The organism is Aeromonas taiwanensis, assembly GCF_000820165.1.
In the GTDB taxonomy this organism is placed as follows: domain Bacteria; phylum Pseudomonadota; class Gammaproteobacteria; order Enterobacterales; family Aeromonadaceae; genus Aeromonas; species Aeromonas taiwanensis.
In genome coordinates this window covers 20,946-46,301 of the sequence record NZ_CDDD01000099.1, presented here as the reverse complement: position 1 = coordinate 46,301, position 25,356 = coordinate 20,946, and the positions used below count along the sequence as shown (strand labels likewise).

The 25,356-nt window shown below is 62.0% G+C and carries 23 protein-coding genes; 12 read left to right on the top strand and 11 right to left on the bottom strand.

From position 1 onward, the window contains the following. Positions 1-53: 53 nt before the first annotated feature. Entirely contained in the window at positions 54-503 is a 450-nt protein-coding gene (gene mioC, locus BN1136_RS16915) for an FMN-binding protein MioC (RefSeq protein ID WP_043763814.1), read from the bottom strand. A gap of 373 nt (positions 504-876) precedes the next feature. Between mioC and BN1136_RS16910 the strand changes: the two genes are divergently transcribed. From BN1136_RS16910 to fhuB, 5 genes are all read left to right on the top strand, one after another. Further along, positions 877-2,985, top strand: a complete 2,109-nt coding sequence (locus BN1136_RS16910; RefSeq protein ID WP_043763811.1) for a TonB-dependent siderophore receptor — start codon at positions 877-879, stop codon at positions 2,983-2,985. 61 nt (positions 2,986-3,046) lie between these two features. After that, complete coding sequence (locus tag BN1136_RS16905; RefSeq protein ID WP_043763809.1) at positions 3,047-4,693, top strand: multidrug ABC transporter permease/ATP-binding protein; 1,647 nt, start codon at positions 3,047-3,049, stop codon at positions 4,691-4,693. A gap of 46 nt (positions 4,694-4,739) precedes the next feature. Next, complete coding sequence (locus BN1136_RS16900) at positions 4,740-5,504, top strand: ATP-binding cassette domain-containing protein (RefSeq protein WP_043763806.1); 765 nt, start codon at positions 4,740-4,742, stop codon at positions 5,502-5,504. 31 nt (positions 5,505-5,535) lie between these two features. Continuing rightward, complete coding sequence (locus BN1136_RS16895; RefSeq protein WP_081843894.1) at positions 5,536-6,456, top strand: ABC transporter substrate-binding protein; 921 nt, start codon at positions 5,536-5,538, stop codon at positions 6,454-6,456. After that, complete coding sequence (fhuB, locus tag BN1136_RS16890) at positions 6,453-8,435, top strand: Fe(3+)-hydroxamate ABC transporter permease FhuB (RefSeq protein ID WP_043763802.1); 1,983 nt, start codon at positions 6,453-6,455, stop codon at positions 8,433-8,435. The genes BN1136_RS16895 and fhuB overlap by 4 nt, the downstream gene beginning before the upstream one ends. Before the next feature lie 77 nt (positions 8,436-8,512). On the opposite strand, the gene BN1136_RS16885 is transcribed toward fhuB, so the two are convergent. Further along, entirely contained in the window at positions 8,513-9,031 is a 519-nt protein-coding gene (locus tag BN1136_RS16885) for an SRPBCC family protein (protein WP_043763880.1), read from the bottom strand. Positions 9,032-9,304: 273 nt separating this feature from the next. On the opposite strand from BN1136_RS16885, the gene BN1136_RS16880 reads away from it, so the two are divergent. Then, entirely contained in the window at positions 9,305-10,402 is a 1,098-nt protein-coding gene (locus BN1136_RS16880) for an NADH:flavin oxidoreductase/NADH oxidase (RefSeq protein ID WP_043763799.1), read from the top strand. Between the two features lie 33 nt (positions 10,403-10,435). On the opposite strand, the gene BN1136_RS16875 is transcribed toward BN1136_RS16880, so the two are convergent. From BN1136_RS16875 to BN1136_RS16845, 9 genes are all read right to left on the bottom strand, one after another. Continuing rightward, positions 10,436-11,338, bottom strand: a complete 903-nt coding sequence (locus tag BN1136_RS16875) for a LysR family transcriptional regulator (protein WP_043763879.1) — start codon at positions 11,336-11,338, stop codon at positions 10,436-10,438. A gap of 92 nt (positions 11,339-11,430) precedes the next feature. After that, on the bottom strand, positions 11,431-12,792 hold the full coding sequence (mnmE, locus tag BN1136_RS16870; RefSeq protein ID WP_043763797.1) for a tRNA uridine-5-carboxymethylaminomethyl(34) synthesis GTPase MnmE: 1,362 nt from the start codon (positions 12,790-12,792) through the stop codon (positions 11,431-11,433). A gap of 85 nt (positions 12,793-12,877) precedes the next feature. Further along, complete coding sequence (gene yidC / locus BN1136_RS16865) at positions 12,878-14,524, bottom strand: membrane protein insertase YidC (protein WP_043763794.1); 1,647 nt, start codon at positions 14,522-14,524, stop codon at positions 12,878-12,880. A gap of 5 nt (positions 14,525-14,529) precedes the next feature. Next, positions 14,530-14,778 (bottom strand): membrane protein insertion efficiency factor YidD, encoded by a 249-nt coding sequence (yidD, locus tag BN1136_RS20040; RefSeq protein WP_081843892.1) that lies wholly within the window; start codon positions 14,776-14,778, stop codon positions 14,530-14,532. Next, positions 14,745-15,104, bottom strand: a complete 360-nt coding sequence (gene rnpA, locus BN1136_RS16860; RefSeq protein ID WP_010672281.1) for a ribonuclease P protein component — start codon at positions 15,102-15,104, stop codon at positions 14,745-14,747. The genes yidD and rnpA overlap by 34 nt, the downstream gene beginning before the upstream one ends. After that, positions 15,104-15,238 (bottom strand): 50S ribosomal protein L34, encoded by a 135-nt coding sequence (gene rpmH, locus BN1136_RS20035; RefSeq protein ID WP_005307156.1) that lies wholly within the window; start codon positions 15,236-15,238, stop codon positions 15,104-15,106. The genes rnpA and rpmH overlap by 1 nt, the downstream gene beginning before the upstream one ends. A 269-nt stretch (positions 15,239-15,507) precedes the next feature. Then, positions 15,508-16,242 carry an amino acid ABC transporter ATP-binding protein gene (locus tag BN1136_RS16855; RefSeq protein ID WP_043763792.1) on the bottom strand — a complete coding sequence of 245 codons (735 nt, stop codon included), beginning with the start codon at positions 16,240-16,242 and terminating at the stop codon, positions 15,508-15,510. 12 nt (positions 16,243-16,254) lie between these two features. Then, positions 16,255-16,923, bottom strand: a complete 669-nt coding sequence (locus BN1136_RS16850) for an amino acid ABC transporter permease (RefSeq protein ID WP_081843891.1) — start codon at positions 16,921-16,923, stop codon at positions 16,255-16,257. After that, positions 16,924-17,682, bottom strand: coding sequence for an amino acid ABC transporter substrate-binding protein (locus tag BN1136_RS16845; protein WP_043763789.1), 759 nt, complete (start codon positions 17,680-17,682; stop codon positions 16,924-16,926). It abuts the gene before it with no gap. A 310-nt stretch (positions 17,683-17,992) separates the two neighbouring features. Between BN1136_RS16845 and dnaA the strand changes: the two genes are divergently transcribed. The 6 genes from dnaA (at position 17,993) to BN1136_RS16815 (ending at position 25,324) form a co-directional block, all read left to right on the top strand. Beyond that, positions 17,993-19,363 (top strand): chromosomal replication initiator protein DnaA, encoded by a 1,371-nt coding sequence (dnaA, locus tag BN1136_RS16840; protein WP_043763786.1) that lies wholly within the window; start codon positions 17,993-17,995, stop codon positions 19,361-19,363. Between the two features lie 71 nt (positions 19,364-19,434). Then, entirely contained in the window at positions 19,435-20,538 is a 1,104-nt protein-coding gene (gene dnaN / locus BN1136_RS16835; protein ID WP_043763782.1) for a DNA polymerase III subunit beta, read from the top strand. 2 nt (positions 20,539-20,540) lie between these two features. After that, positions 20,541-21,644 (top strand): DNA replication/repair protein RecF, encoded by a 1,104-nt coding sequence (gene recF, locus BN1136_RS16830; protein ID WP_043763780.1) that lies wholly within the window; start codon positions 20,541-20,543, stop codon positions 21,642-21,644. Continuing rightward, positions 21,641-24,052: a DNA topoisomerase (ATP-hydrolyzing) subunit B gene (gene gyrB / locus BN1136_RS16825; protein ID WP_043763777.1), complete on the top strand. Its 2,412-nt coding sequence runs from the start codon at positions 21,641-21,643 to the stop codon at positions 24,050-24,052. Before recF ends, gyrB begins: the two co-directional genes overlap by 4 nt. A gap of 324 nt (positions 24,053-24,376) precedes the next feature. Beyond that, a complete protein-coding gene (locus BN1136_RS16820) occupies positions 24,377-24,790 on the top strand; it encodes an Hsp20 family protein (protein WP_043808971.1) in 414 nt (137 codons plus the stop codon). Between the two features lie 93 nt (positions 24,791-24,883). Then, positions 24,884-25,324: an Hsp20 family protein gene (locus tag BN1136_RS16815; RefSeq protein WP_042027063.1), complete on the top strand. Its 441-nt coding sequence runs from the start codon at positions 24,884-24,886 to the stop codon at positions 25,322-25,324. Positions 25,325-25,356 lie beyond the last annotated feature (32 nt).

The following is a 25,356-nucleotide window of genomic DNA, read 5'->3' as shown; positions in this document are numbered from 1 at the left end:
CTGGGGATAAACGGGGGAGATCGGGGGCTGTGACCGGATCTCCCACCTCCTGATCAGGCGATCAAGGCCATCCAGTCGTGGATCCAGGCTTCGGCAGCATCTTCCGGGATCTCGTGCTGGGTGACATCTATCTCCAGACGGTCCCCGATCCTGGCGGCCCCGCACTCCGCCAGCAGACGATCCAGCGTCTTTCCACCCTGGCAGAAGGTGTCATAGCTGCGATCCCCCAAGGCGATCACCCCATATTTCAATGCGTTGAGATCCGGATGCTGCTCGGCAAGATCCCGGGCGAAGGGCTGCAGATTGTCGGGTACATCCCCTGCTCCATGGGTGGAGGTGATCACCAGCAGGATGGCCTGGGGCTCGGACAGGATCCTGGCCAGGCTGGCGGGGTTGTGGATCTCGGCTTGATGACCCGCCTGTTCCAGCAGGCTGGCCACATGATCTGCGACATATTCGGAGGCTCCCAGCATGGAGCCGACGACGAGGTTGAGTTTGGCCATGGAATGGATCCTGATGTTATCGAAAGGGTGAAGAGCCGGGATCTTACCGCCAAAGCATGTGGATAAATATGGATAAAGCTTGGGGATAAGGATCCTGCCCGACTTTTTAGGGTGAAACGGCCCCTGTGACCTTCATTTTCTCTCCTTCCTCTCCATCCCCATACGAATGAGTCCCTTCTTCGTGAAAACTCATCGTTGATATGACGGATAACAATACAGATGCAAATGATTAGCAATTATTGAATCGATTCGATCATGGCTCCTGTAGTAGCATGACGCTGCTTTATTCGCCTAAGGCGTCGGGCAGACCGGCAGCACAGGGCGCCAATAATAAGAAACCAAAACATAACTTGTTGATATTTGAGACACTTATATGATTGCGCAAAAAAATACCCCGAATGCAGTGATGCGAAAACGAGGTGCCCGGCTGTTGCCGCTCTCCTGCCTGCTGGCGACCCTGCCGGCGCTGGCTGCAGAGCAAGCGGATAAAGAGCTGCCCAAGGCCGGCGAGACCATGGTGGTGACCGGGACAGCGATGAAGGTCGAGGTGCCCATGGCCGAGACCCCGCGTGCCGTCTCCGTGGTCAATCGCGAAGAGCTGGATCAACACGCCGTGCAGCAGCTGGACGAGTCCGTGCGTTACCGCTCCGGCATCCTCACCGGCCTCTATGGCTCCGACAACAATACCGACTGGTTCAAGGTGCGTGGCTTCGATGCTGCCTCCTATCTGGATGGCAACCGCCTGTTCGGTACCGGCTACTATGTCTGGACCCCGGAACCCTTCGGTCTGGAGAGCGTGGAAGTGCTGAAGGGCCCTGCCTCCATCCTCTATGGCGAAGCCCCTCCCGGCGGCGTGATCAATTCCATCAGCAAGCGTCCCACCGCGACCCCGCAGGGGCTGGTCAACCTGCAGCTGGGCAGTCGGGATCTGCGTCAGGTCGGGGTGGATGTCTCCGACGATCTGGCCGACAACAGCCGTTATCGCATGGTCGCCCTCTATAAGGAGCGGGACGGCGTGCTGGACGGTACCTACAGCGAGCGCGCCTATCTGGCGCCAAGCGTGACCCTGGATATTTCGGATAGCACCAGCCTGACCCTGCTCTCCAGCTTCCTGCACGATGAAGGGGTGCCCACCAACGGCTTCTTCCCCGTCTACGGCACCCTGAACACCTCGGGTGGCCAGATCGATCCCAGCACCAACCTGAGCCAGCCGGGCTACGATCGCAACCGCAACACCCAGATCTCGGCGGGGTACGAGCTGACTCACCAGATCAACCAGACCTGGGAGTTCAAGCAGAACGTCCGCTTCAACTACAACGATCTGCTGCTGCGCCAGACCTACATCTTCCCGACCTATCAGGGCACTACCGCCTATCGCGGTCTGGTCTACCGTGACGGCGACACCAAGAGTGCCACCATGGACAACCAGCTGGTGGGGTACTGGAACACGGATCGCACCGAGCAGACCCTGCTGATGGGGATCGATCTGCAGCGCCATGTGAATGAAGGGGACGAAGCCGACAACTACGGCATGGGCTCCATCAACACCATGAACCCGGATTACAGCGGCTTCCCCGGCTTCGACGAATCCACCGCCACCTACCAGAAAAACACCAAGGGTCAGAGCGGCCTCTATGCCCAGCACCAGATCCGCTGGGACGACCGCTGGTTGCTGACCGCCGGTGGCCGCTTCGACTATGTGGAGACCCACAACGTCAGCGAGGCCACCAGCAAGAACGAGAAGCAGTATGACGACAACCTCTCGCTCTCCGGCAGCCTGATGTACCTGGCCGACAACGGCCTCTCCCCGTACTTCGCCTATGCGGAGTCGTTCGAAGTGCTGCCGGGCATAGACCCGAACACCAAGAACTCCTACAAGCCGCTGGAAGGCAAGCTGTACGAGACGGGCATCAAGTACGCCCCCAGCTTCCTCGATGGCTACATCAACCTGGCGCTGTTCGATCTGGAGCAGACCAACTCCCTCGTCTCCACCGGATCCGGCCAGCAGACCCAGGCGGGTGAAGTGACCTCCCAGGGCATCGAACTGGAAGGGAGCGTGCAGGCCACCGAGGCCCTGCGTCTGACCGCTGCCTATACCTACACCGATGCCAAGACCAACGACACCGGCCACGGCGATCGCCGTGCCAGCCTGATCCCGCGTCACCAGGCCTCCTTCTGGGGCAACTACAAGGTGCAGCAGGGTCCGGTCGCCGGGCTGGAAGTGGGCTCCGGGGTACGCTACATCGGCTCCAGCGTTGGCATAGGTGCCGTGGATGCCAATTACAATCCCATTTATGGCTCCGCCGAAGTGCCGGCCCAGACCGTGTGGGATGCGATGATCGGGTATGACTTCGCCAAGAACTGGCGTGCCCAGATCAACGTGAACAACCTGCTGGACGACACCTATGTGGCGAGCTGTGACTACTACTGCTACTACGGCGAGCCGCGCAGCATAGTCGGCTCCGTCAACTACCGCTGGTAAGATCCAGGCCGGGCGGGGGCATCAGGCTCCTGCCCTCCTTCTTTCTGTCTACAGGCCTGTCATGGAACTCTTGTCACTGGTTTACCGCCAATACCGTTGGCCCTTCATCGCCATCGTCCTGCTCAGCCTGCTCAGTGCGGTGAGCGGCATAGGCGTCATTGCTTTTATCAATCAATCTCTTATCGAATCTTCTGGCGATCCGCTGCCGATCCTCGGCCAGCTGCTCGGCCTCATTGTCCTGCTGCTTGTTGTCACCCTGGGCGCCCAGCTGGCCCTGACCACTCTGGGTCATCACTTCGTCTATCAGCTGCGCGGTCGCCTGCTCAAGCAGCTGCTGGATACCGACGTCGCCCGCATTCGCCAGATAGGGCAGGGGCCGCTCCTGGCCTCCCTCTCCAGCGACATCGGCCAGATCACCATCGCCTTCGTGCGCCTGCCGGAGCTGGTGCAGGGGCTGGTGCTGACCCTGGGATCCGTCATCTACCTCGGCTGGCTCTCTCCCTCCCTGCTCACCGTCACCGCGCTCTGGGTCACCGTCACCATGGTGGTGGGCTGGCTGCTGGTGAACCATGTCTATCGCCATCTATCGCGCATGCGGTTGGCGGAAGACAAGCTCTACCAGAACTACCAGTCCATCATCGCCGGCAGCAAGGAGCTGGCTCTCAATCGCGAGCGGGCGCATTTCGTCTACCACCAGCTCTATGAACAGAATGCCCGGGACTACCGCCAGGAGATCATCCGCGCCGACACCTACCACCTGAGCGCGGTGAACTGGTCGAACATCATGATGCTGGGGGCCATCGGCCTGGTCTTCTTCCTGGCGAACAGCCTGGGCTGGGCCAACACCAATGTGGCCGCCACCTTTGCCCTGACCCTGCTGTTTCTGCGCACCCCCTTGCTGCAGGGGATCGGTGCCCTGCCGACCCTGATCGCCGCCCAGGTGGCGTTTGACAAGATTGCGGCCCTGACTCTGGCCGAGCCCAGATCCGAGTTCCCGCTGCCGCCGGCCCCCCGCGCCTGGCGGCGCATCGAGCTGGAGCAGGTGAGCTTTCACTATCCGGGGGAGGGTGGCTTCGCCGTGGGTCCCGTCAATCTGGCCATCGAGAAGGGAGAGCAGATCTTCATCATCGGGGGCAACGGCTCCGGCAAGTCGACCCTGGCCATGCTGCTGACCGGGCTCTATCAGCCTGTCTCTGGCCGGATCCTGCTGGACGGGGAGCCCGTCGCGGATCGCAACGCCTACCTGGCGCTCTTCTCCGCTATCTTCACCGACTACCACCTGTTCCAGCACCTGCTGGGGCCCGAGCCCAAGGACGCGCTGATAGCCGAGTGGCTGGAGCGTCTGCAGATGGGGAGCAAGTTGCGCATCGAGGATGACTTCATCACCGACATCGACCTCTCCCAGGGGCAGCGCAAGCGGGTTGCCCTGCTGCTGGCGCTGGCGGAGCAGCGCGAGGTGATGCTGTTCGACGAATGGGCGGCGGATCAGGATCCCCAGTTCCGCCGCATCTTCTATCAGGTGCTGCTGCCGCGTCTCAAGGAGATGGGCAAGACGGTGATCGCCATCAGCCACGACGATCTCTACTTCTCCCAGGCCGATCGCCTGCTGGAGATGCGCCAGGGCCGGCTCACCGAGCTGCTCGGCGAGCGGCGCGAGCAGGTGAGCCGGGATGCGGTCGCCCACCTGGATAGCGAAGTGCCGGCCTGATGCTGGCTCCGATGAGACTGGCAGCAAGCCAGCACAGGAATTGCTTATGTTCGAGATGAAAGCCGCGAGCTTTGTGGTGAACGATCGCCCATTGCTTCACCCCACCGACCTGCGTTTCGAGCAGGGCCAGGTCTATGGCCTCATCGGCCACAACGGTTCTGGCAAGTCGACCCTGCTCAAGCTGCTGGCCCGCCAGCAGCCCCTGAGTGGAGGCGAGATCCGGTTCGACGACAAGCCGCTGTCCGAGTGGGGCAACCGGGAGTTCGCCCGCCAGGTGGCCTATCTGCCCCAGCACCTGCCGAGCGCCGAGAACCTGCTCGGCCGCGAGCTGGTGGAGATGGGGCGCTACCCCTGGCGCGGCCTGCTGGGGCGCATGGGGGCTGAGGATCACCGCCAGGTCGATCGGGCCATCGCCCTGACCCACACCGAGCCTTTCGCCGATCGACTGGTGGATACCCTCTCCGGTGGCGAGCGGGGCCGGGTCTGGCTCGCCATGCTGCTGGCCCAGGAGAGCCGCTTCATCCTGCTGGACGAACCCCTGGCCGCCCTGGACGTGGCCCATCAGGTGGAGGTACTCACCCTCGTCAGGCAGTTGAGCCGCCAGCTCAACCTCGGGGTCATCATCGTCATTCACGACATCAACATGGCGTCCCGCTTCTGCGATCGGCTGGTGGCGCTGCACAGCGGCCGCCTGCTGACCCACGGCGAGCCCGAGCGGATCATGACCAGCGAGACCCTGCACGACATCTACGGCATCCCCATGGAGGTCATTCGCCATCCGGCCCATGACCACGCCATCGCCATCGTCTGACCGGGGGGATCTCTTGAACCGTTTATTGAAGATGGCGCCCTGCCTTGTCAGCCTGTTGTTGCCGCTGGCGGCACTGGCCGAGTCACAAGCTGTGGCGACCGAACAACACGCCCAATCCATCCCCCGCATCGCGACCGTCGACTGGACGGTCGCGGAAACCCTGCTGGCCCTCGGCGTCACGCCGCTGGCCATGGGGGACGTGGCTTCCTACCGCGCCTGGGTAGGGGAGCCGGCACTGCCGGCAAAGGTGGTGGACATCGGCCTGCGGATGCAGCCCAATCGCGAGTTGCTGGCGGAGCTCAAACCCGATCTCATCCTCATCTCGCCCCTGATGGCGTCGCTGGAACCCAGCCTCTCTCGCATCGCCCCGGTGCAGTCCATCGCCCTCTATGAACCCGATGCGGATCTCTGGCAACGGCTGCACGAGGCGACCCGGACCATCGCCTCGCTGGTGGGCAAGAGCGCCGAGGCCGAGCAACTGCTCACCGCGTTGGAGCGGGATCTGGCACGGATGAAGGAGCAGGTGCCCGCCGACACGCAACCCCTGCTGGTGGTGCAGTTTATCGACGAACGCCACGTGCGGGTGTTTGGTCGCCACAGCCTGTTCGAGGCGGTGATGCAAAGGCTGGGGCTGTGCAACGCCTGGCAGGGGGAGACCAATGCCTGGGGCTTCTCCGTGGTCAGCCTGGAACAGTTCCTGGCCCTGCCAGACGCCCGGCTGGTGGTGGTCGACCCCATCCCCGTGGGGGTGGGTGAACGGCTGCAGGAGCCAGGTCTCTGGCAGCATCTGCCCCTGGTGAAGCAGGGCAAGGTCATGCACCTGCCCGCCGTCTGGAGTTTCGGCGGCTTGCTCGCCGCCCGCCGTTTCGCCGAGCTGCTGAGCGGGGCCCTGCAAGGGGAGCCTTCTCTCGCACCGGCAACCCATGTGACCGCCAAGGGGGCCACCCGATGAACCCGTTGCTTCCCGTCCCCCTGCTGCGCCCCGGCCTGGCCCTGCTGTTGCTGACCCTCGCCCTGGCCGGCTGGGATCTGGCCCACCAGCTGCCGGATGGGGCCTGGTGGCAGGCGATCTTCGCGCCGCAGCTGGGGGATGCCCGCCAGGCGGTGATCCATTTCAGTTGGCTGCCGCGGCTCGCCCTCTGCCTGCTGGCCGGCGCCGCCCTCGGTCTGGCCGGCACCCTGATGCAGCAGGTGCTGCGCAACCCGCTCGCCTCGCCCACCACCCTGGGGGTCGCCTCTGGCGCCCAGCTGGCACTGATGGTGGTGACCCTGTTCGTCCCCTCCTGGCTGCTGATCGGGCGAGAGTGGATCGCCATGCTGGGGGGGAGCCTCGCCATGGGGCTGGTGTTCGCCCTGGCCTGGCGCCGCCAGCTCAATCCCGTGGTCATCGTCTTTGCTGGCCTGGTGATCAACCTCTATCTCGCGGCCATCAGCCTGGGGCTGCTGCTGTTCTTCCAGGAGGAGCTCAAGGGTCTGCTGGTATGGGGCAGCGGTTCCCTGGCCCAGACCAGCTGGAGCGGGGTGAGTTACCTGCTGCCACGGCTGCTGGCAGCCGGTGTGCTGGCTGCGCTGCTGGCCCGTCCCCTGACGGTGCTGGAGCTGGACGATGCCAGCGCGCGCAGCCTGGGAGTCTCCCTCAAGCACCTGCGTTTCGCCGGCCTCGGCCTCGCGGTCTTCATCACCGCCTGCGTGGTGAGCGTGGTGGGGCTCATCGGTTTCATCGGGCTGGCGGCGCCGGTCATGGTGCGCATGCTGGGGGTGAGGCGGCTCGGGCTGCGCCTGTTGTGGGCGCCCGTGCTGGGCGCTCTGCTGCTGGCGGCCACCGACCTGCTGCTGCAATCCCTGACCCGTTTCTGGCCCGTGCTGATCCCGACCGGCGCCATGACGGCCCTGCTGGGGGCACCACTGCTGCTCTGGCTGATCCCGCGCCTCAGCGTGAAGTCGTCGACCCCCAGATCTGCCGCCGGATTGGTGGTGGCGCGGCATCCCGCGCCATCCCGCCTGCTTGGCCTGATGTTCTTGGGACTGGTAGCCGCGGTGGTCGCCTCCCTGCTGTTCGGGCAGGGGATGGATGGGTGGAGCTGGCCGAGCTGGCTGCGGTGGCAGGCCCAGCTGGAGTGGCGTCTGCCGCGCACGTTGGCAGCCGGTGCGGCCGGTGTGCTGCTGGCCCTGGCGGGTACCCTGCTGCAGCGGGTCAGCATCAACCCCATGGCGAGCCCCGAACTGCTGGGGGTGAGTGGTGGCACCTTTATGGGGGTCATTGCCACCGCGGTCTTGCTGCCGGCCCTGCCGCTGCCCATGATGCTGCTGGGGGGCGTGCTGGGCGCCTTCGCCTGCCTGCTGCTGCTGGTATTGATCAACCGCAGGAACGGGTTCCAGCCTGAGCGGATCCTGCTCTCCGGCATCGCCATCACGGCGCTGTTCGAGCCGCTGCAGGCCATCGCTCTGGCCAACGGGGACATGCGGGTACAGCAGCTGCTCTCCTGGATGTCCGGCTCCACCTACTATGTCACCCAGCCGGTGGCCCTTGGCCTGACCGCATTGGCGCTGCTGATGCTGGCCGGCTGCCTGCTGGTGAGCCGCTGGCTGGATCTGATGCCCATGGGGCCGGCGGTGGCCACTGCGCTGGGCATTCGCCTCAACCGGGCCCAGCTCGTCATCCTGCTGCTGGTGGCCGTGCTCACCGCCAGTGCGACCATGGTGATAGGTCCGCTCTCCTTCGCCGGCCTGCTGGCACCGCACCTGGCCAGGATGATGGGACTGGTGCGGGCGCGCTGGCACCTGCTCGGAGCGGCGGGCTTCGGAGCCCTCTTGATGGTGTCGGCGGACTGGGTCGGCCAGCAGATCCTCTTCCCCCAGGAGGTGCCGGTCGGTCTGGTTTCCACCCTGTTAGGGGGCGCTTACTTCATGTGGTGCCTGCGCCGCATCTAGGGTGCCGTTCGAAGATCTGCCTGTGAAGTGAACCTTGGGAACGAGAAGCGGGATGGCCATGCCATCCCGCTTTGTTTTCAAGCGCGTTTGCCCGCCTGGGCCGCCTTGATCAATCCTTTCAACCAGAGATCGTGGCCATGGATCATGGGGTTGGGCTCGGCGATCGCCATCGCCTGGGCCGGTTTGCCGCGCTGAGTCTCCTGGGTCAGGATCCGCAGCCGTCCCAGCGGCAGATCCTCCAGCAGCCAGGCATGGTGCACATCGAGACGATCGTCGCTGCCTTCTTCCCCCGCCCAGCCGTGCCAGGCGACGCGAGCCGCCTGACCATCGACGGGCGGCTCGTGCTCCACGACCCTGGCCTCGACCGGGAAGCCGAAGGTCTCGAAGTAGAAGCGCACCTGACTGGCCAGCTCTGGCCCCTTGTCATCGTAGAAACGGATGTTGGCGGCATTGGGGTAGTAATCGGGCCAGCACGCCGGGGTGTTCAGCAGGGGCCAGACATCGGCCACGCTCAGGCCTGCCACTATCACCTCGTTGGAGGCGAAGTTGTCGGTCAATCCGGGCAGGTAGCCCTCGGGCCATAGAATCTCGTTCATCATATCTTCCTCGTTCAGACGCATCCTTGAGCCCGCTGGCGGGCCCGTTGTGGTGATCACAGGGTGAGAAAAACGAAGATATAAGTAAAATCGTGATTTTCTATCTAATATATTTATGAGGCTGATATCTAGGGCGGCAGCCATCAGGGCGCTGATATCGAGCCGGCTGATGGCAGGTATCAGCAATCACGTTTTGCATCGGGTGGCCGGTTTTCCGCATGATGATCTCCTTTTGTGATTGTGGCTGCCCCCGTGGCGGCGTCAGGAGAACCTATGTCAGCTCTGTTCACCCCTTTTACCCTCAAGGATGTGACCCTTCGCAACCGTATCGCCGTGCCCCCCATGTGCCAGTACAGCGCCGTGGACGGGCTGGCCAATGACTGGCATCTGGCCCATTACACCGGCCTGGCCAGGGGCGGCGCCGGTCTGGTGATCGTCGAGGCGACCGCCGTCTCCCCGGAGGGGCGCATCAGCCCTGCCTGTCTGGGGCTGTGGAACGACGAGCAGGCCGCCGAGCTGGCCAGGATTGCCGCCGCCATCAAGGCCGCGGGCGCCGTGCCCGGCATCCAGATTGCCCATGCCGGGCGCAAGGCGAATGCCAACAAGCCCTGGGAAGGGGATGACCACATAGCGCAGGATGATCCCCGCAGCTGGGAGACGCTCTCTCCCTCCGCCATCGCCTTTGGTCATCATCTGGACCGGGTCCCCCGTGCCATGACCCACGAGGACATCGCCCGCGTGCAGGCCGACTTCGCTGCCGCTGCCAGACGGGCGAAGGAGGCCGGTTTCGAGTGGCTGGAGCTGCACTTCGCCCACGGTTATCTGGCCCAGAGCTTCTTCTCTGTCCATGCCAACCGGCGTGAGGATGAATATGGCGGTGACTGGCGCGGCCGTGGCCGCTTCCTGCTGGAGACGCTGGACGCGGTGCGCACCGTCTGGCCGGCGCGCCTGCCACTGACCGCCCGCTTCGGGGTGATCGAATATGACGGGCGGGACGAGGAGACGCTGCAAGAGGCGATCGCCCTGACCAAGGCCATGGCGGACAAGGGGCTGGACATGCTGAACGTCAGCATCGGCTTCTCCACCCCGGATGCCGCCATTCCGTGGGGGCCGGCCTTCCTGGCCCCTGTCGCCGGCCGGGTGCGGCAGGAGACGGGGCTGCCCGTCGCCGCCTCCTGGGGCATCGACAACCCCCACAGCGCGGACGCGACGGTGGCGGACGGCGTGCTGGATCTGGTGATGATTGGCCGGGTCCATCTCGCGAACCCGCACTGGTCCTATCAGGCGGCGCTCAACCTCGGCATCGATCGGCCATCCTGGGTATTGCCCGCCCCCTATGCCCACTGGCTGGAGCGATATCGCCCCAACTGATCCCGACAAAAAAGGCGCCATCGGCGCCTTTTTCTATGCCACCTGGCTGGTGGCCTGCATCAGCTCCCGCAACCAGCGCTGGGCGGGATCGTTATGCGCACGCTCATGCCAGGCCATCGACTTGGTAAACCCCGGGATGGCGAGCGGCGTGTTCACCACGGCCAGCCCCTGTGCCCGGGAGACCAGGCGGCGCGGCAGCATGGCCACCAGATCGCTGCAGCGCAGAACCTCCATCAGCACCAGGAAGCTGGGCACCGACAGGGCGACCCTGCGGGTGCGGCCCTGGGCCGCGAGGGCGTGATCTGTGACCCCCTGCAGGCCGCCACCGCTGTAGGAGACCAGCGCATGATCCAGCTCGCAGAAGCGATCCAGCGACAGCTTGCCCTCCGTGGTGACCGGGTGGTCGGCCCGCACCACGCAGACATACTCCTCCTGATAGAGGGGGCTCAGGTGCAGGTTGTCCGGGGTGGAGTCCGGGGTCATCAGGGCCAGATCCAGCTCACCGCGCTCCAGCTGGCTGTAGACGGCGGCATCCTCGACAGGATGGGCGACCACCTGAATGCCCGGGGCCAGCTGGCGCAGTTGTCGCAGGAAGGGGAGCAGGACGGCCTGCAGGGCATAGTCGGTCGCCGCCACCGACCAGCGCAGGGTGGCGGTGGCCGGATCGAAGCTGGTGGGTTGCAGCATGACCTGGATGTCGCCGAGCACCCGCTTGAGTGTGGGGGCCAGCGCCAGCGCGCGCTGGGTCGGCACTATGCCGCGTGAGGTGCGCACGAAGAGGGGATCGTCAAAGTTCTCCCGCAGCCGAGTCAGCATGCCGCTGACGGCCGGCTGGGTGAGGGAGAGCCTGGCGGCCGCCTGGGTCACGCTGCGCTCGTCCAGCAAGGCATCAAACGCCTTGAGCAGATTCAGGTCCAGCTTGCGAATGTCGGTCATGGCCATGCCGTGGGTTGGGGGAAGGGGTTATCTTGCCATCGGCGCTCTGCCTGCGCCCAGCGCCGATGGACAAGACGACGAGTCAGTGGTCACTACTTGCCGATGCAGAAGCTGGAGAAGATCCGGCCCAGCAAATCGTCCGAGCTGAATTCGCCGGTGATCTCGGAGAGGGACTCCTGCGCCAGGCGCAGCTCCTCGGCCACCAGCTCGCCGGCGACGAACACCTCCAGCTGTTCCCTGGCTACCAGCAGCCGCTCGGCGGCACGCTCCAGGGCGTCCAGGTGGCGGCGGCGGGCCATGAAGCCCCCCTCGGTGTTGCCCTGGAAGCCCATGCAGGCCTTCAGATGCTCGCGCAAGGCGGGCAGCCCCAGCTCGGTCTTGGCGGAGATGCGGTAGACGGCGTGGCCCAGCTCTTCGCTCGGGGACAGATCCTCGCCGGTCAGGTCCGCCTTGTTGCGCACCACGGTGAGGCCGATGTTCTTCGGCAGGCGATCGACAAATTCCGGCCAGATTTCGTGGGGGTCGACCGCATCCGTGGTGGTGCCATCCACCATGAACAGCACCCGGTCAGCCTGCTCGATCTCGGCCCAGGCGCGCTCGATACCGATCTGCTCCACCTTGTCCTGGGTATCGCGCAGGCCGGCGGTGTCGATGATGTGCAGCGGCATGCCGTCCAGGTGGATGTGCTCGCGCAGCACGTCGCGGGTGGTGCCGGCGATCTCGGTGACGATGGCGGACTCGCGGCCGGCCAGGGCGTTGAGCAGGCTCGATTTGCCGGCGTTGGGACGACCGGCGATCACCACCTTCATCCCTTCCCGCAGCAGGGCGCCCTGCTTGGCCTCGCCGCGCACGTCGTCCAGCTCTGCCATGATGGCGTAGAGATCCCCGGCCACCTTGCCATCGGAGAGAAAGTCGATCTCCTCGTCCGGGAAGTCGATGGCCGCCTCCACATAGATACGCAGCCGGGTGAGGCTCTCCACCAGCTGCTGCACCTTGCCGGAGAACTGCCCCTGCAGGGAGTGCATGGCGCTGCGGGCGGCCTGCTCGCTGGAAGCCTCGATGAGGTCGGCGATGGCCTCTGCCTGGGCCAGGTCCAGTTTGTCGTTGAGGAAGGCGCGCTCGCTGAACTCACCGGGACGGGCGGGGCGGACACCCTCGATCTGCAGGATGCGGCGCACCAGCATGTCCAGGATGACGGGGCCACCGTGGCCTTGCAGCTCCAGCACGTCTTCCCCGGTGAAGCTGTTGGGGGCCTTGAACAGCAGGGCGATGCCCTGATCCAGCGGTTGCCCCTGCTCGTCCTTGAACGGCAGGTATTCGGCGTAACGCACGCGGGGGAGCCTGCCGAGCACTATCTCGGCGACCCGCTCGGCGGCGGGGCCGGAGACGCGGACTATGCCGACGCCGCCACGGCCGGGGGCGGTGGCCTGGGCCACTATGGTCTCTGTTGTCATCTTGCTTGACTCGTCTGTTCGGTAATTGCGGACATTGTAATAAAAAAGGCGGCCCGAAGGCCGCCTCTTTTGTCACCAGGGAAGATTAGCTGCGGGAATGCAGACCTTTTTTCTCCAGCTGACGATAGATGATGGTCTGCTGGATGATGGAGATGACGTTGCTCACCAGCCAGTACAGGGTCAGACCTGCCGGGAACCAGAGGAACATGAAGGTGAAGATGATCGGCATGAACTGCATCACCTTCTGCTGCATCGGGTCCGTGATGGTGGTCGGGCTCATCTTCTGCAGGTACCACATGGAGGCACCCATGAGGATCGGCAGCACGAAGAAGGGGTCCTTCACCGACAGGTCGGTGATCCACAGGGCGAACGGCGCGTGGCGCAGTTCAACAGACTCCATCAGAGCCCAGTACAGGGCGATGAAGATGGGCATCTGCACCAGGATGGGCAGGCAGCCGCCCAGCGGGTTGACCTTCTCCTTCTTGTACAGCTCCATCATGCCCTGGGACATCTTCTGGCGATCGTCGCCGAAGCGTTCCTTGAGCGCCGCCAGCTTGGGCTGCAGCATGCGCATCTTGGCCATGGAGGTGTACTGGGCCTTGGTCAGCGGGAACATGATGCCGCGGACCAGCAGGGTCAGCATGATGATGGCCAGACCCCAGTTCTGGACGAAGCCGTGGAACACGGTCAGCAGCCAGTGCAGCGGCTGGGCGATGAACCAGAGCCAGCCGTAGTCGACGGTCAGATCCAGGTGGTTGGCCACCTTGGCCATCTGATCCTGCAGCTTGGGACCGATCCACAGCTTGCCGCTCACCTCGGCCTGCTGGCCGGCAGCGACGTCAACCAGGGGGGCCTTGTAACCGATGATGGCCTGGTCCTTGCCCGGGATCACGCGGCTGTAGAAGCTGTTGCTGTCGTTGGCATTCGGCGCCCAGGCGGAGACGAAGTAGTGTTGCAGCATGGCGACCCAACCACCCTGGGTGGTCTTGTTCAGGTCGGCATCCTTCATCTCGTCGAAGGTGTACTTCTTGTAGCGGCTGTCGTCGCTGGAGAAGGCACCACCACGGTAGGCGCTGGCCACCATGGCATGACCTTCCTGATCCTTCGGCGTGGTCATGGTCTGCTTCAGCTGACCGTAGAACTGTACCTGGACCGGCTCGGCAGACTTGTTGTCGATCTTGTAGTCGACGCCCACGGCGTAGTCACCGCGCTTGAGCACGAACTCCTTGGTGAAGACAACGCCCTTGCTGTCGGTCCAGGTCATCGGGACGACGACCTGATCCTGACCGTCTGCCAGCTGGTAGCTGGTCTGGGCGGCTTCATAGGTCGGACGGCCTTCTGGCTGGCTGTCCGGACCGTTACGGCCCACCAGGCCACTCTGTGCAACGTAGATATGCGCAGGTTGGCTGGTCAGCAGGGTGAACGGCTGTTCCTTGCCTTCTTCCAGCTTGTGGGCCAGCAGTTCGGCAGAGACGATGTCACCGCCCTGGGTATCCAGGGTCAGCTTGAGCACGTCGGAGGAGACGGTGATCAGCTTGCGCGCGGCGTTACCATTTGCTTGCTCGGAAACCTGAGGAATATCACCGGTCTGACCGGCTTCAGGTACGAAATGTTCGGTTTGGGCCACGGTCGTCGGGGCCGGCTTCGGAGCCTTGTCGGACTCCCACTGTTGCCAGAGCAAGAAGCTCACGAACAGCAAACCGATCAGGAGTAAATTGCGTTGTGATTCCATAGTCTTCAGTTTCTTCGCTTTGGTTGCGGAACCGGGTCATAACCACCCTCGGATAAGGGATGGCATTTTAATAGACGTTTGCTGGCTAACCAAACGCCTTTTATGAAACCGTGAAGTCGGATTGCTTCTATCGCAAATTGGGAACAAGTCGGGGTGAAACGGCAGCGCGGCCCGAGCAGGGGACTAATGATTAGCTGATACAGGCGTATCAGTTTGATGGCTACCCATTGCAACGGCGTGAAAGAGTGCGCCATAGCTTTTCCAGTAACTTGAACAGCGCTTCGTTGTCCATCTCCTTCACGCCACCCTTGGCGATCACGACGATGTCGATAGCGGGCAGATTGGCTTGATTGAGGCGGAAGCTCTCCCGAACGACTCGTTTTACACGGTTGCGCCAGACGGCACGCTTGAGCGCCTTTTTGGGCACGGCGAGACCAAGACGGGGGTGTTCGAGGGAATTGGGGCAAGCGAGAAGCGTAATTTGCGGAGAAGCGGCCCGGACAGGCTCGGCGAAAACGCGTTTGAAGTGTTCGGGAGTTAACAGACGTAACTCCCGAGAGAAGGTGTGCTGGGTAGGCATTAGACTACCAGGCGGGCACGACCCTTGGCACGACGAGCGGCCAGAACTTTGCGCCCGTTGGCAGTAGCCATGCGAGCGCGGAAACCGTGAGAGCGCTTGCGCTTCAGGTTGGACGGTTGAAAAGTACGTTTCATGATTCGATTCCGTATTTCTGTACAGTTTTGATTGTCACACTTAGCCGACGCGCCAGCTATAGCGTGTGACGACTAGCAAAAGAGGCCGAATTCTAAACAGAGTTCAGCTTCTCGTCAATCCGCCGTTCCTTCCCGCCTCGCCCTGCTCGTCATACAAGCAGGAAAAGCTGGCTGGATCCGGAGGATCAAGGGCCCCGAATTATACTGGCAACCCGGGGTTAAACAAGGATCCCTCAAGAAAAAAGGCGGCAGAGCCGCCAAAGAGAGAGCTATTTAAGTACTTTGCGCAGGAATTCCCGGGTGCGGGGATCCTGCGGATCGACCAATATCTGGCTCGGCGGACCCTGCTCCACGATCCGTCCTCCCTCCATGAAGATCACCCGATCGGCGACATCACGGGCGAACTCGATCTCGTGGGTCACCACCACCATGGTCTGGTGCTGGCGGGCGAGCTGCTTCATCAGGCCCAGTACCTCGTCGACCCACTCGGGATCGAGGGCGGAAGTGGGCTCGTCAAACAGGATCACCTTGGAGTGTGCTGCCATGGCGCGGCCGATGCCGACCCGCTGCTGCTGGCCACCGGAGAGGGAGGCGGGATAGGCATCCTTTTTCTCGGCGAGGCCGATGTCCTTGAGGATGCCAAGGGCGGTGGCACGGGCCTCCGCCTTCGGCTGCTTCCAGACGGTGATCAGCCCCTCGGCGATGTTGTCCAGCGCCGTCTTGTTGGCAAACAGGGCGTAATTCTGGAACACGAAGGAGGCACGCTTGCGCAGCTCGATGGCCTGCTGGTCGCTGGCCTTGGCCAGATCCAGCTGCAGATCGTCGATGGCGAGTCGGCCGGCATCCGGGGTTTCCAGCAGGTTGAGGCAGCGCAGCAGGGTCGACTTGCCGGTGCCGGATGGACCGATGATGACGACAATCTCACCCTTTTTAACCTCAAGATCGATGCCGTTGAGCACCTGATTCCCGTCATAAGCCTTGGAGAGGCCGGTTAGCTTGATCATGATGGCCCTCCTTTAATAGGCGCGGTTGAGTCGCACTTCCAGCAGGTGCTGCAAGCGGGTGAAGAAGATGACCACGACCCAGTAGACCAGGGCCACCGCCATGAAGCTCTCGAAGAACTTGAAGGAGGAGGAGGCCTCCATCTGCGCCTTGCCCATGATCTCGGCGACACCCAGGGTAAACGCCAGGGAGGTGCTCTTGATCATGTCGATGAAGTAGTTCATCAGCGAGGGGGTCGCGATGCGTGCGGCCTGGGGCAGGATGATCCGCTGCATCGCCTGCAGCCGGCTCATGCCGATGCTGAGGGCGGCCTCCATCTGGCTCTTGTGGATGCCGAGAATGGCGGCCCGGATCGACTCGGCCATGTAGGCGGCAAAGTGCAGGGTCAGGCCGATGATGGCGGCGGTGAAGGCATCCATTCCCACGAAGATGGGGAAGAGTTGCGGCAGCCCGTAGTAGAGCAGGAACAGCTGGACGAGCAGGGGGGTACCTCGGAAGAACGAGATATAGAGCATCGCCAGCCAGTGAATTGCGGGAACGCGAAAGACCCGTACTATCGCCAGGATCAGCGACAGTACGAGTGCCAATACGAATCCCCACAGGGCCATTTCCATCGTGGTGCCCAGGTATTTGAGCAGGATGGGGAACAGCCCTAGTGTGTACTCGAGATCAAATTCCATCATTTATTTGCTGGTGATGTCCGCAGAGAACCATTTTTCGGAGATCTTGGTCAGGGAGCCGTCTTTGCGCATGGCGGTGAGGGCGTCATCGACCTTCTTCAGCAGTGCCTGCTTCTCCGGAGTCTTCAGGAAGGGCAGGGCGTTCTCGATGGTTTCGAACGGCGCGCCAGCCTGTTGCAGCGGCAGCTTGGATTCCTTGATCAGCTGGGCGGTGGAGACGCGGTCCATCACGAAGGCATCGATACGGCCCAGGGCGACGTCCTGTTCGAAGGCGGAGTCATAGGTACGGATGTCGATCTTCTTGTTCGGATCGTTCTTGCGCAGCAGCTCTTCGAAGTTGGAACCCAGGTTCACCGCCACAGTCTTGCCTTCCAGATCCTTGAGACCGTGGATGGTGCTGTTGCCCTTGCGCACCACTATCTGGGCGCCGTCATAGACATAGGGCTGGGAGAAGTCGTACTTGGCCTTGCGCTCGTCGGTGATGGTGATCTGGTTGGAGATGGTGTCGACGCGGCCAGTTTCCAGCATACCGAACAGGCCGGAGAAGCTGGCGGTCACGAACTCGACCTTGTAGCCGGTGCGCTCACCGATCTGGTTCCACATGTCCACCTCGAAGCCTTGCAGCTTGTCCTGCTTGACGAAGGTGAACGGGAAATACTTGCCGGACATGCCGACCTTGATGGTTTCCTGGGCGATGGCCTGACCGGACAGGCTGGCCAGCAGAATGGCGGCGCCGGAAATCAGCTTGATGGTGGATTTCATGGGGATTCCTCTCTCTGTAGTGCAGTATTTTTAGTTGTATTCACGGAATGGCGCTGATGTTATTGGAATAAAGTATAAAAAATAAATGATATTTGGTTATATAAAATAACTGTGGTCGCAGAGTTCCATTCTGTCCACATTGCCGGTTGGCGGCTGTGGGTAACTTTGGGGATGAAATCAGATCCTGGGGCGTTGGATCCTTGAAAGTCAAGGATCTTATTTGCTGGATCCGTGCGGCGGCAACTGGAGATCCGGCCACTAAAAACGTAGAATAGCCGGTCTTTACTTAATCAATTGACGGGAGTCTAGAGTGACTGCTTCGCTATGGCAGCAGTGCCTTAACCGGCTGCAAGATGAGTTGCCCTCGGCAGAATTCAGCATGTGGATCCGGCCGCTTCAAGCGGAGTTGAGTGACAATACTCTGACCCTGTATGCACCGAACCGCTTCGTTCTGGACTGGGTACGCGACAAGTACCTGCTCCGGGTCAACGGCATCATCAACGAGCTGTGCGGAGCGGATGCGCCTACCCTGCGTTTCGACATCGGCAATCGTCCCCATCCCGTCGCGGCCGCAAGGGCCCCGGCGCGCGGTGTCGATCCTGTGAATAACTCTCCCAAGAGCTGGGAAAACAAGGCCGAAACCAAGCCCGAGCCGAACCACAAGAGCAATACCAATGTGAACTATACCTTCGAGAATTTCGTCGAGGGTAAGTCCAACCAGCTGGCTCGTGCGGCCGCCCGTCAGGTGGCCGACAATCCGGGCGGGGCCTACAACCCGCTGTTCCTCTACGGTGGCACCGGCCTGGGCAAGACCCACCTGCTGCACGCCGTCGGCAACGCCATCAAGGATCGCAAGAAAGACGCCAAAGTCATCTACATGCACTCCGAACGGTTCGTGCAGGACATGGTGAAGGCGCTGCAGAATAACGCCATTGAAGAGTTCAAGCGTTATTACCGTAGCGTCGATGCCCTGCTCATCGATGACATCCAGTTTTTTGCGAACAAGGAGCGCTCCCAGGAGGAGTTCTTCCATACCTTCAATGCCCTGCTCGAAGGCAACCAGCAGATCATCCTGACCTCGGATCGCTATCCGAAGGAGATCAACGGTGTCGAGGATCGCCTCAAGTCCCGCTTCGGCTGGGGCCTGACCGTGGCGATCGAGCCACCGGAGCTGGAGACGCGGGTCGCGATCCTGATGCGCAAGGCGGACGAGAACCAGATCCACCTGCCGGACGAAGTGGCCTTCTTCATCGCCAAGCGACTGAGATCCAACGTCCGTGAGCTGGAAGGGGCCCTCAACCGGGTCATCGCCAACGCCAACTTCACCGGTCGCGCCATCAACATCGACTTTGTTCGCGAGGCGCTGCGCGACCTCCTGGCCTTGCAGGAGAAGCTGGTCACCATCGACAACATCCAGAAGACGGTGGCGGAGTACTACAAGATCAAACTGGCGGATCTGCTGTCCAAGCGCCGTTCCCGCTCCGTTGCCCGTCCGCGCCAGCTGGCGATGGCCCTGGCCAAGGAGCTGACCAACCACAGTTTGCCGGAGATCGGGGATGCCTTCGGTGGCCGTGACCACACTACCGTTCTTCATGCCTGCCGCAAGATCGAGCAGCTGAAGGAGGAGAGTCACGACATCAAGGAAGACTATTCCAACCTGATCCGTACTCTTTCGTCCTGATAACGGAACGGAGCGCACCGATGCAGCCCGGGATCCGAACCCTTTCCTCCCAATAACAACGGAGAGCACAGATGCAGCTCGAAATTAGCCGTGAGGCCCTGTTACGTCCTCTGCAACTGGTGTCCGGTGCCCTGGGTGGCCGGCCGACCCTGCCGATCCTCGGCAACGTCCTGCTCGATGTCAGCAATGGTCTGTTGTCGCTGACCGGGACCGATCTCGAAGTGGAGATGATCGGACAGGTTTATCTCAACAGCGACAGCCAGGATGGCCGCACCACAGTGCCGGCCCGCAAGCTGCTGGACATCTGCCGCGGCCTGCCGGAAGGGGCGGAGATTCGTCTCAATACCGAGGGCGAGCGCCTCATCATCCGCTCCGGTCGCTCTCGCTTCAACCTGTCGACCCTGCCGGCGACCGAATACCCGAACATCGAGGACTGGGAGTCCGTGCTCGAGTTCGACATCAGCCAGCTGGAGCTGAAGAAGCTCATCGACGCCACCCAGTTCTCCATGGCGAGCCAGGACGTGCGTTACTACCTGAACGGCATGCTGTTCGAGAGCGAGGGCCACGGCCTGCGCACGGTTGCGACCGACGGCCATCGCCTGGCCACCTGCCGTCGCGAGGTGGTGGGGGAATCGCTACCCGATCATCAGGTCATCCTGCCGCGCAAGGGGGTGCTGGAGCTGGTGCGCCTGCTGGAAGCGGAAGACAAGCCGGTGCGCCTGCAGATCGGCCGCAGCAATCTGCGCGCCGCCCTCGACGGCTTCATCTTCACCTCCAAGCTGGTGGATGGCCGCTTCCCGGACTGGCGTCGCGTCATCCCGAGAGGAAGCGACAAGGCCCTGATCGCCGGTCGCGAGGATCTGCGCCAGGCCTTCGCCCGCGCCGCCATCCTCTCCAACGAGAAATTCCGTGGGGTGCGTCTCAATCTGCAGGAAAACCTGCTGCGCATCACCGCCAACAACCCAGAACAGGAAGAAGCCGAAGAGCTGCTTGACGTACAATATGCCGCTGGCGAGATGGAGATAGGCTTCAACGTCTCCTATGTGCTGGACGTGTTGAATACGTTAAAATGTGACCAAATCCGGATCAGCCTGAGCGATTCCATCAGCAGCGCCATTATTGAGGATTTTGACAGCCAAGATGCCCAGTACGTGGTGATGCCGATGCGGATCTAGTCGTGTCCCTGGTCAAACTCCAGCTCAGCGACTTTCGCAACATTCAGCACGCCAGTCTCGCGCTGTCGCCCGGCCTCAATATCCTGGTCGGGAGCAACGGCAGCGGCAAGACCAGCGTGCTGGAAGCCATTCATTACCTTGGTCTCGGCCGCTCGTTTCGTACTCATTTGACCGGGCGGGTCATCCGCCAGGGCGAACGGGCCTTTACCCTGTTTGCCCAGTGCGAGCTGGAGGGGCGTCAGGTGCCCATCGGGCTTGCCAAGGACAAGGGGGGCGAGACCCAGCTCAAGATTGCCGGTGTCCAGGCCCAGCGCCTGGCCGATCTGGCCGAGCTGTTGCCGGTGCAACTGATCCACCCCGATGGTTTCAGTCTGCTGACCGGTGGGCCCCAGGCACGCCGGGCCTGGCTGGATTGGGGGGTCTTTCATCAGGAACCGACCTTCTTTTCCCTCTGGGGGCGAGTGCGGCGGCTGCTGAAGCAGCGCAATGCCCTGCTGCGCCAGAGCACACAGTATCGCCAGCTGGCGCACTGGGATCAGGAGCTTGTACGTCTGGGTGGTGAGCTGGCCGGCTTTCGCGCCAGTTATTGTCAGGCCATTACCCCCCTGATCAAGGAGATGACGGCAGATTTCCTGCCGGAATTCGATATCAGTCTTGGATTCTATCGAGGCTGGGAAAAAGACACGCCTCTCAATGAGTTGCTGGAGGCGGGGTTCGAACGGGATCGTGCCATGGGGTACACTGGGGTCGGTCCGCAGAAGGCGGACGTGCGGCTCAAGGCAAACGGCGTTCCCGCTCAGGATATTTTGTCCAGGGGTCAGTTGAAGTTGCTGGTCTGTGCCATGCGACTGGCCCAAGGGCTCTATTTGAATCAACATAGCAGCCGCGGCTGTATTTTTTTAATTGATGATTTTGCCTCTGAACTGGATGTCGACAAGCGTCGTCTGCTGGCTGCAAGGCTGAAGCAGTGTGCGTCTCAGGTGTTCATTACCGCCATCGATACCGGCCAGCTCGCAGACATGATGGATGCGAGTGACTGCAAGCTGTTCCACGTGGAACAAGGCAAGATCTCCGAAACGTTAGAGAAGGCAGAGAGTAAGCTATGAGTGAAAATACTTACGACTCCTCGAATATCAAGGTGCTGAAGGGCCTGGATGCGGTCCGCAAGCGCCCGGGGATGTACATCGGCGATACGGACGATGGATCGGGTCTGCACCACATGGTGTTCGAGGTCGTCGACAACTCCATTGACGAGGCGCTCGCTGGCTACTGCTCCGATATCCAGGTCAAGATCCACTCCGACGGCTCCGTCTCCGTGCGCGACAACGGTCGTGGCATTCCGGTGGACATTCACCCGGAAGAGGGCCGCTCCGCCGCCGAAGTCATCATGACGGTGCTGCACGCGGGCGGCAAGTTCGATGACAACTCCTACAAGGTGTCCGGCGGCCTGCACGGCGTGGGCGTCTCCGTGGTGAACGCGCTCTCCGACAAGCTGCTGCTGACCATCCGCCGCAACGGTCACGTCTACGAGCAGACCTATCACCTGGGCGAGCCGCAGGCGCCGCTCAAGCAGATCGGCGACAGCACCGGCACCGGGACCGAGGTGCGCTTCTGGCCGAGCCCGACCATCTTCAGCGACACCCTGTTCCACTACGAGATCCTGGCCAAGCGTCTGCGCGAGCTCTCCTTCCTCAACTCCGGCGTTTCCATCCGCCTGATGGACGAGCGTGACGGCCGTGAGGCGCACTTCTGCTACGAGGGGGGCATCAAGGCCTTCGTTGAGTACCTGAACCAGAACAAGACCCCGATCCACCCCAAGGTATTCCATTTCACCACTGAGCAGGACGGCATCGGCGTCGAAGTCGCCATGCAGTGGAACGACGCCTATCAGGAAGGGGTCTACTGCTTCACCAACAACATCCCGCAGCGGGATGGTGGTACCCACCTAGTGGGCTTCCGTACCGCGCTGACCCGGACGCTGAACAACTACATGGACAAGGAGGACTACAGCAAGAAGGCCAAGTCCGCCGCCAGTGGTGACGACGTCCGTGAAGGTCTGATCGCCGTCATCTCCGTCAAGGTACCGGATCCCAAGTTCTCCTCCCAGACCAAGGACAAGCTGGTCTCGTCCGAGGTGAAGACTGCCGTCGAGCAGGCGATGGGCGAGAAGCTGGCGGACTTCCTGCTGGAAAACCCGGGCGATGCCAAGATCGTGGTCAACAAGATCATCGATGCGGCCCGCGCCCGTGAGGCGGCCCGCAAGGCCCGCGAACTGACCCGCCGTAAAGGCGCGCTGGACATCGCAGGTCTGCCCGGCAAGCTGGCGGATTGCCAGGAGAAAGACCCGGCCCTGTCCGAACTCTACATAGTGGAGGGTGACTCTGCGGGTGGTTCCGCCAAGCAGGGTCGCAACCGGAAGAACCAGGCCATTCTGCCGCTCAAGGGCAAGATCCTGAACGTGGAGAAGGCCCGCTTCGACAAGATGATCTCCTCCCAGGAGGTGGGCACCCTGATCACCGCCCTGGGCTGCGGCATCGGTCGCGACGAGTACAACCCGGACAAGCTGCGCTATCACAACATCATCATCATGACGGATGCGGACGTCGATGGTGCGCACATCCGTACCCTGCTGCTGACCTTCTTCTATCGTCAGATGCCGGAAATCATCGAGCGTGGCTATGTCTTCATCGCCCAGCCGCCGCTCTACAAGGTGAAGAAGGGCAAGCAGGAGCAGTACCTGAAAGACGAGGACGCGCTGCTGCAATACCAGACCGCCATGGCGCTGGACGGTGCGACCCTGCACGTCAACGAATCGGCCCCGGCCATCGGTGGCGAGGCGCTGGAGCGTCTGGTGAACCAGCATCGTGCCGTCTCTCACTTGATCACTCGCATGTCCCGCCGTGCGCCGGAAGCCGTGCTGACCCAGCTGATCTATCAGCCAGAGCTGAACGAAACCCTGCTGGCCAGCGAGAGCGAGTTGCAGGCCTGGTGCCAGAGCATGGAAGCCGTGCTCAACGAGAGCAACCACGGCATCCAGTACCAGATGCAGGTACGCCGCGACGAAGAGCGCAGCCTGTTCGTGCCGCACGCCGTGGTACGCCAGCACGGGGTCGACCGCGAATACCCGCTCAGCTACGACTTCCTGCAATCCGGCGAGTACCGTCAATTGGTCTCCCTGGGCAAGGAGATTGCCAACCTGATCGAGGAAGGCGGTTACATCAAGCGTGGCGAGAAGGTCAAACCGGTCGCGAACTTCGTGGAAGCGGTTGAATGGCTGATGGGGGAAGGCAAGCGTGGCATCTACATCCAGCGCTATAAAGGGCTGGGCGAGATGAACCCGGACCAGCTGTGGGAAACCACCATGGATCCGGAAGCCCGCCGCATGCTACGCGTCACCATCGACGATGCCGTCGGTGCCGACCAACTCTTCTCCACCCTGATGGGGGACGCCGTAGAGCCCCGTCGCGACTTTATCGAGACCAACGCTCTGCGTGTGGCCAACCTCGACGTCTAATTCGATACGGTTAGCGCGATATAAGAAAGCCGCTCCTTGTGAGCGGCTTTTTGTTTTTGGCATCTTGAGCTACATCCGCTCGTTCCACGTGGAACATGGACTCCGCTAATCCCATTCGATTGCAGGACTGGAGGAACGGCCTGTAGCTCTGGCGAGAAACAGCCTGCAACGGACAACAAGAAGATTTTTCGATCAGGGGTCTTGAAAGCCGAAAGCGGGCCCCTATATAGATAACAAGGCCGGAACGCTCGACAGAGGTTTCGACCAGGAGCCCGTCAATCAGGAGGGCAAACAATTCGTTATCGCTCAAAAGAGGATAATACTATGCGTTCTATCGACTTTTCTCCGCTCTATCGTTCTGCCATCGGTTTCGATCGTCTGGCCACTCTCATCGAATCTGCCGCCAGCAATGGCAATGCCGGTTACCCCCCCTACAACATCGAGCAGCTGGGTGACAGCGACTATCGCATCAGCATGGCGGTGGCTGGCTTTACCCAGGAAGAGCTGGAGCTGAGCTTCCAGGAAAATCTGCTGACGGTGAAGGGCAACAAACAGGCCGACACCGAGCGCAACTACCTCTATCAAGGCATAGCCGAGCGCGGCTTCGAGCGTCGCTTCCAGCTGGCCGACTATGTGCGGGTGAAGGGCGCCGACCTGAAAAACGGTCTGCTGCACATCGATCTGGTGCGCGAAGTGCCCGAGGCGATGAAGCCTCGCAAGATCGAGATCAACGGCTGACAGCCTGACCTCGTTGCATTGTTGATGTTTCCCGGGTGCCGATTGACGGGCCCGTGGAGAGTAAACCCTGTTGCTTTATAGAAGGATAGGATCATGCGTAACCTCGATTTTTCTCATCTCTATTCCAATGCCGTCGGCTTCGAGCGGATGGCCCGTGAGCTGGAAGGCCTGTTCGATCAGAAGACCTCGGCTTACCCCCCGTACAACATCGAAAAACGCGATCATGACAGCTACCTCATCACGGTTGCCGTGGCCGGTTTCGATCGCAATGAGCTGGAGCTGGAGACCGAAAACGGCACCCTCAAGGTGAAGGGGCGCAAGGTCGCCTCCATGGGCGAGCGCCAGTTCCTTCATCAGGGGATCGCCGAGCGGGACTTCGAGCTCGCCTTCAAGCTGAGCCAGCACGTGGAAGTGCAGGGGGCTAAACTGGAGCACGGTCTGCTGACCATAGAGCTGGCCCGGGAGCTGCCGGAGGCGCTCAAGCCCCGCGCCATTCCCATCGGCAAACCAGAGCAACTGGCGCTGCCCGGCTAAACAGTATCGCTGACCACCCGATAGAAGAGAGG

Coding starts and splice junctions, on each gene's coding strand:
- BN1136_RS16845 (WP_043763789.1), bottom strand. CDS start 17,682: ATGAAATCCACCATCAAGCTGATTTCCGGCGCCGCCATTCTGCTGGCC.
- rpmH (WP_005307156.1), bottom strand. CDS start 15,238: ATGAAACGTACTTTTCAACCGTCCAACCTGAAGCGCAAGCGCTCTCAC.
- BN1136_RS16855 (WP_043763792.1), bottom strand. CDS start 16,242: ATGATCAAGCTAACCGGCCTCTCCAAGGCTTATGACGGGAATCAGGTG.
- BN1136_RS16880 (WP_043763799.1), top strand. CDS start 9,305: ATGTCAGCTCTGTTCACCCCTTTTACCCTCAAGGATGTGACCCTTCGC.
- BN1136_RS16875 (WP_043763879.1), bottom strand. CDS start 11,338: ATGACCGACATTCGCAAGCTGGACCTGAATCTGCTCAAGGCGTTTGAT.
- yidD (WP_081843892.1), bottom strand. CDS start 14,778: ATGGCGCACTCTTTCACGCCGTTGCAATGGGTAGCCATCAAACTGATA.
- yidC (WP_043763794.1), bottom strand. CDS start 14,524: ATGGAATCACAACGCAATTTACTCCTGATCGGTTTGCTGTTCGTGAGC.
- BN1136_RS16895 (WP_081843894.1), top strand. CDS start 5,536: ATGGCGCCCTGCCTTGTCAGCCTGTTGTTGCCGCTGGCGGCACTGGCC.
- BN1136_RS16850 (WP_081843891.1), bottom strand. CDS start 16,923: ATGATGGAATTTGATCTCGAGTACACACTAGGGCTGTTCCCCATCCTG.
- BN1136_RS16815 (WP_042027063.1), top strand. CDS start 24,884: ATGCGTAACCTCGATTTTTCTCATCTCTATTCCAATGCCGTCGGCTTC.
- BN1136_RS16905 (WP_043763809.1), top strand. CDS start 3,047: ATGGAACTCTTGTCACTGGTTTACCGCCAATACCGTTGGCCCTTCATC.
- mioC (WP_043763814.1), bottom strand. CDS start 503: ATGGCCAAACTCAACCTCGTCGTCGGCTCCATGCTGGGAGCCTCCGAA.
- BN1136_RS16885 (WP_043763880.1), bottom strand. CDS start 9,031: ATGAACGAGATTCTATGGCCCGAGGGCTACCTGCCCGGATTGACCGAC.
- gyrB (WP_043763777.1), top strand. CDS start 21,641: ATGAGTGAAAATACTTACGACTCCTCGAATATCAAGGTGCTGAAGGGC.
- mnmE (WP_043763797.1), bottom strand. CDS start 12,792: ATGACAACAGAGACCATAGTGGCCCAGGCCACCGCCCCCGGCCGTGGC.
- rnpA (WP_010672281.1), bottom strand. CDS start 15,104: ATGCCTACCCAGCACACCTTCTCTCGGGAGTTACGTCTGTTAACTCCC.
- BN1136_RS16900 (WP_043763806.1), top strand. CDS start 4,740: ATGTTCGAGATGAAAGCCGCGAGCTTTGTGGTGAACGATCGCCCATTG.
- fhuB (WP_043763802.1), top strand. CDS start 6,453: ATGAACCCGTTGCTTCCCGTCCCCCTGCTGCGCCCCGGCCTGGCCCTG.
- BN1136_RS16820 (WP_043808971.1), top strand. CDS start 24,377: ATGCGTTCTATCGACTTTTCTCCGCTCTATCGTTCTGCCATCGGTTTC.
- dnaN (WP_043763782.1), top strand. CDS start 19,435: ATGCAGCTCGAAATTAGCCGTGAGGCCCTGTTACGTCCTCTGCAACTG.
- BN1136_RS16910 (WP_043763811.1), top strand. CDS start 877: ATGATTGCGCAAAAAAATACCCCGAATGCAGTGATGCGAAAACGAGGT.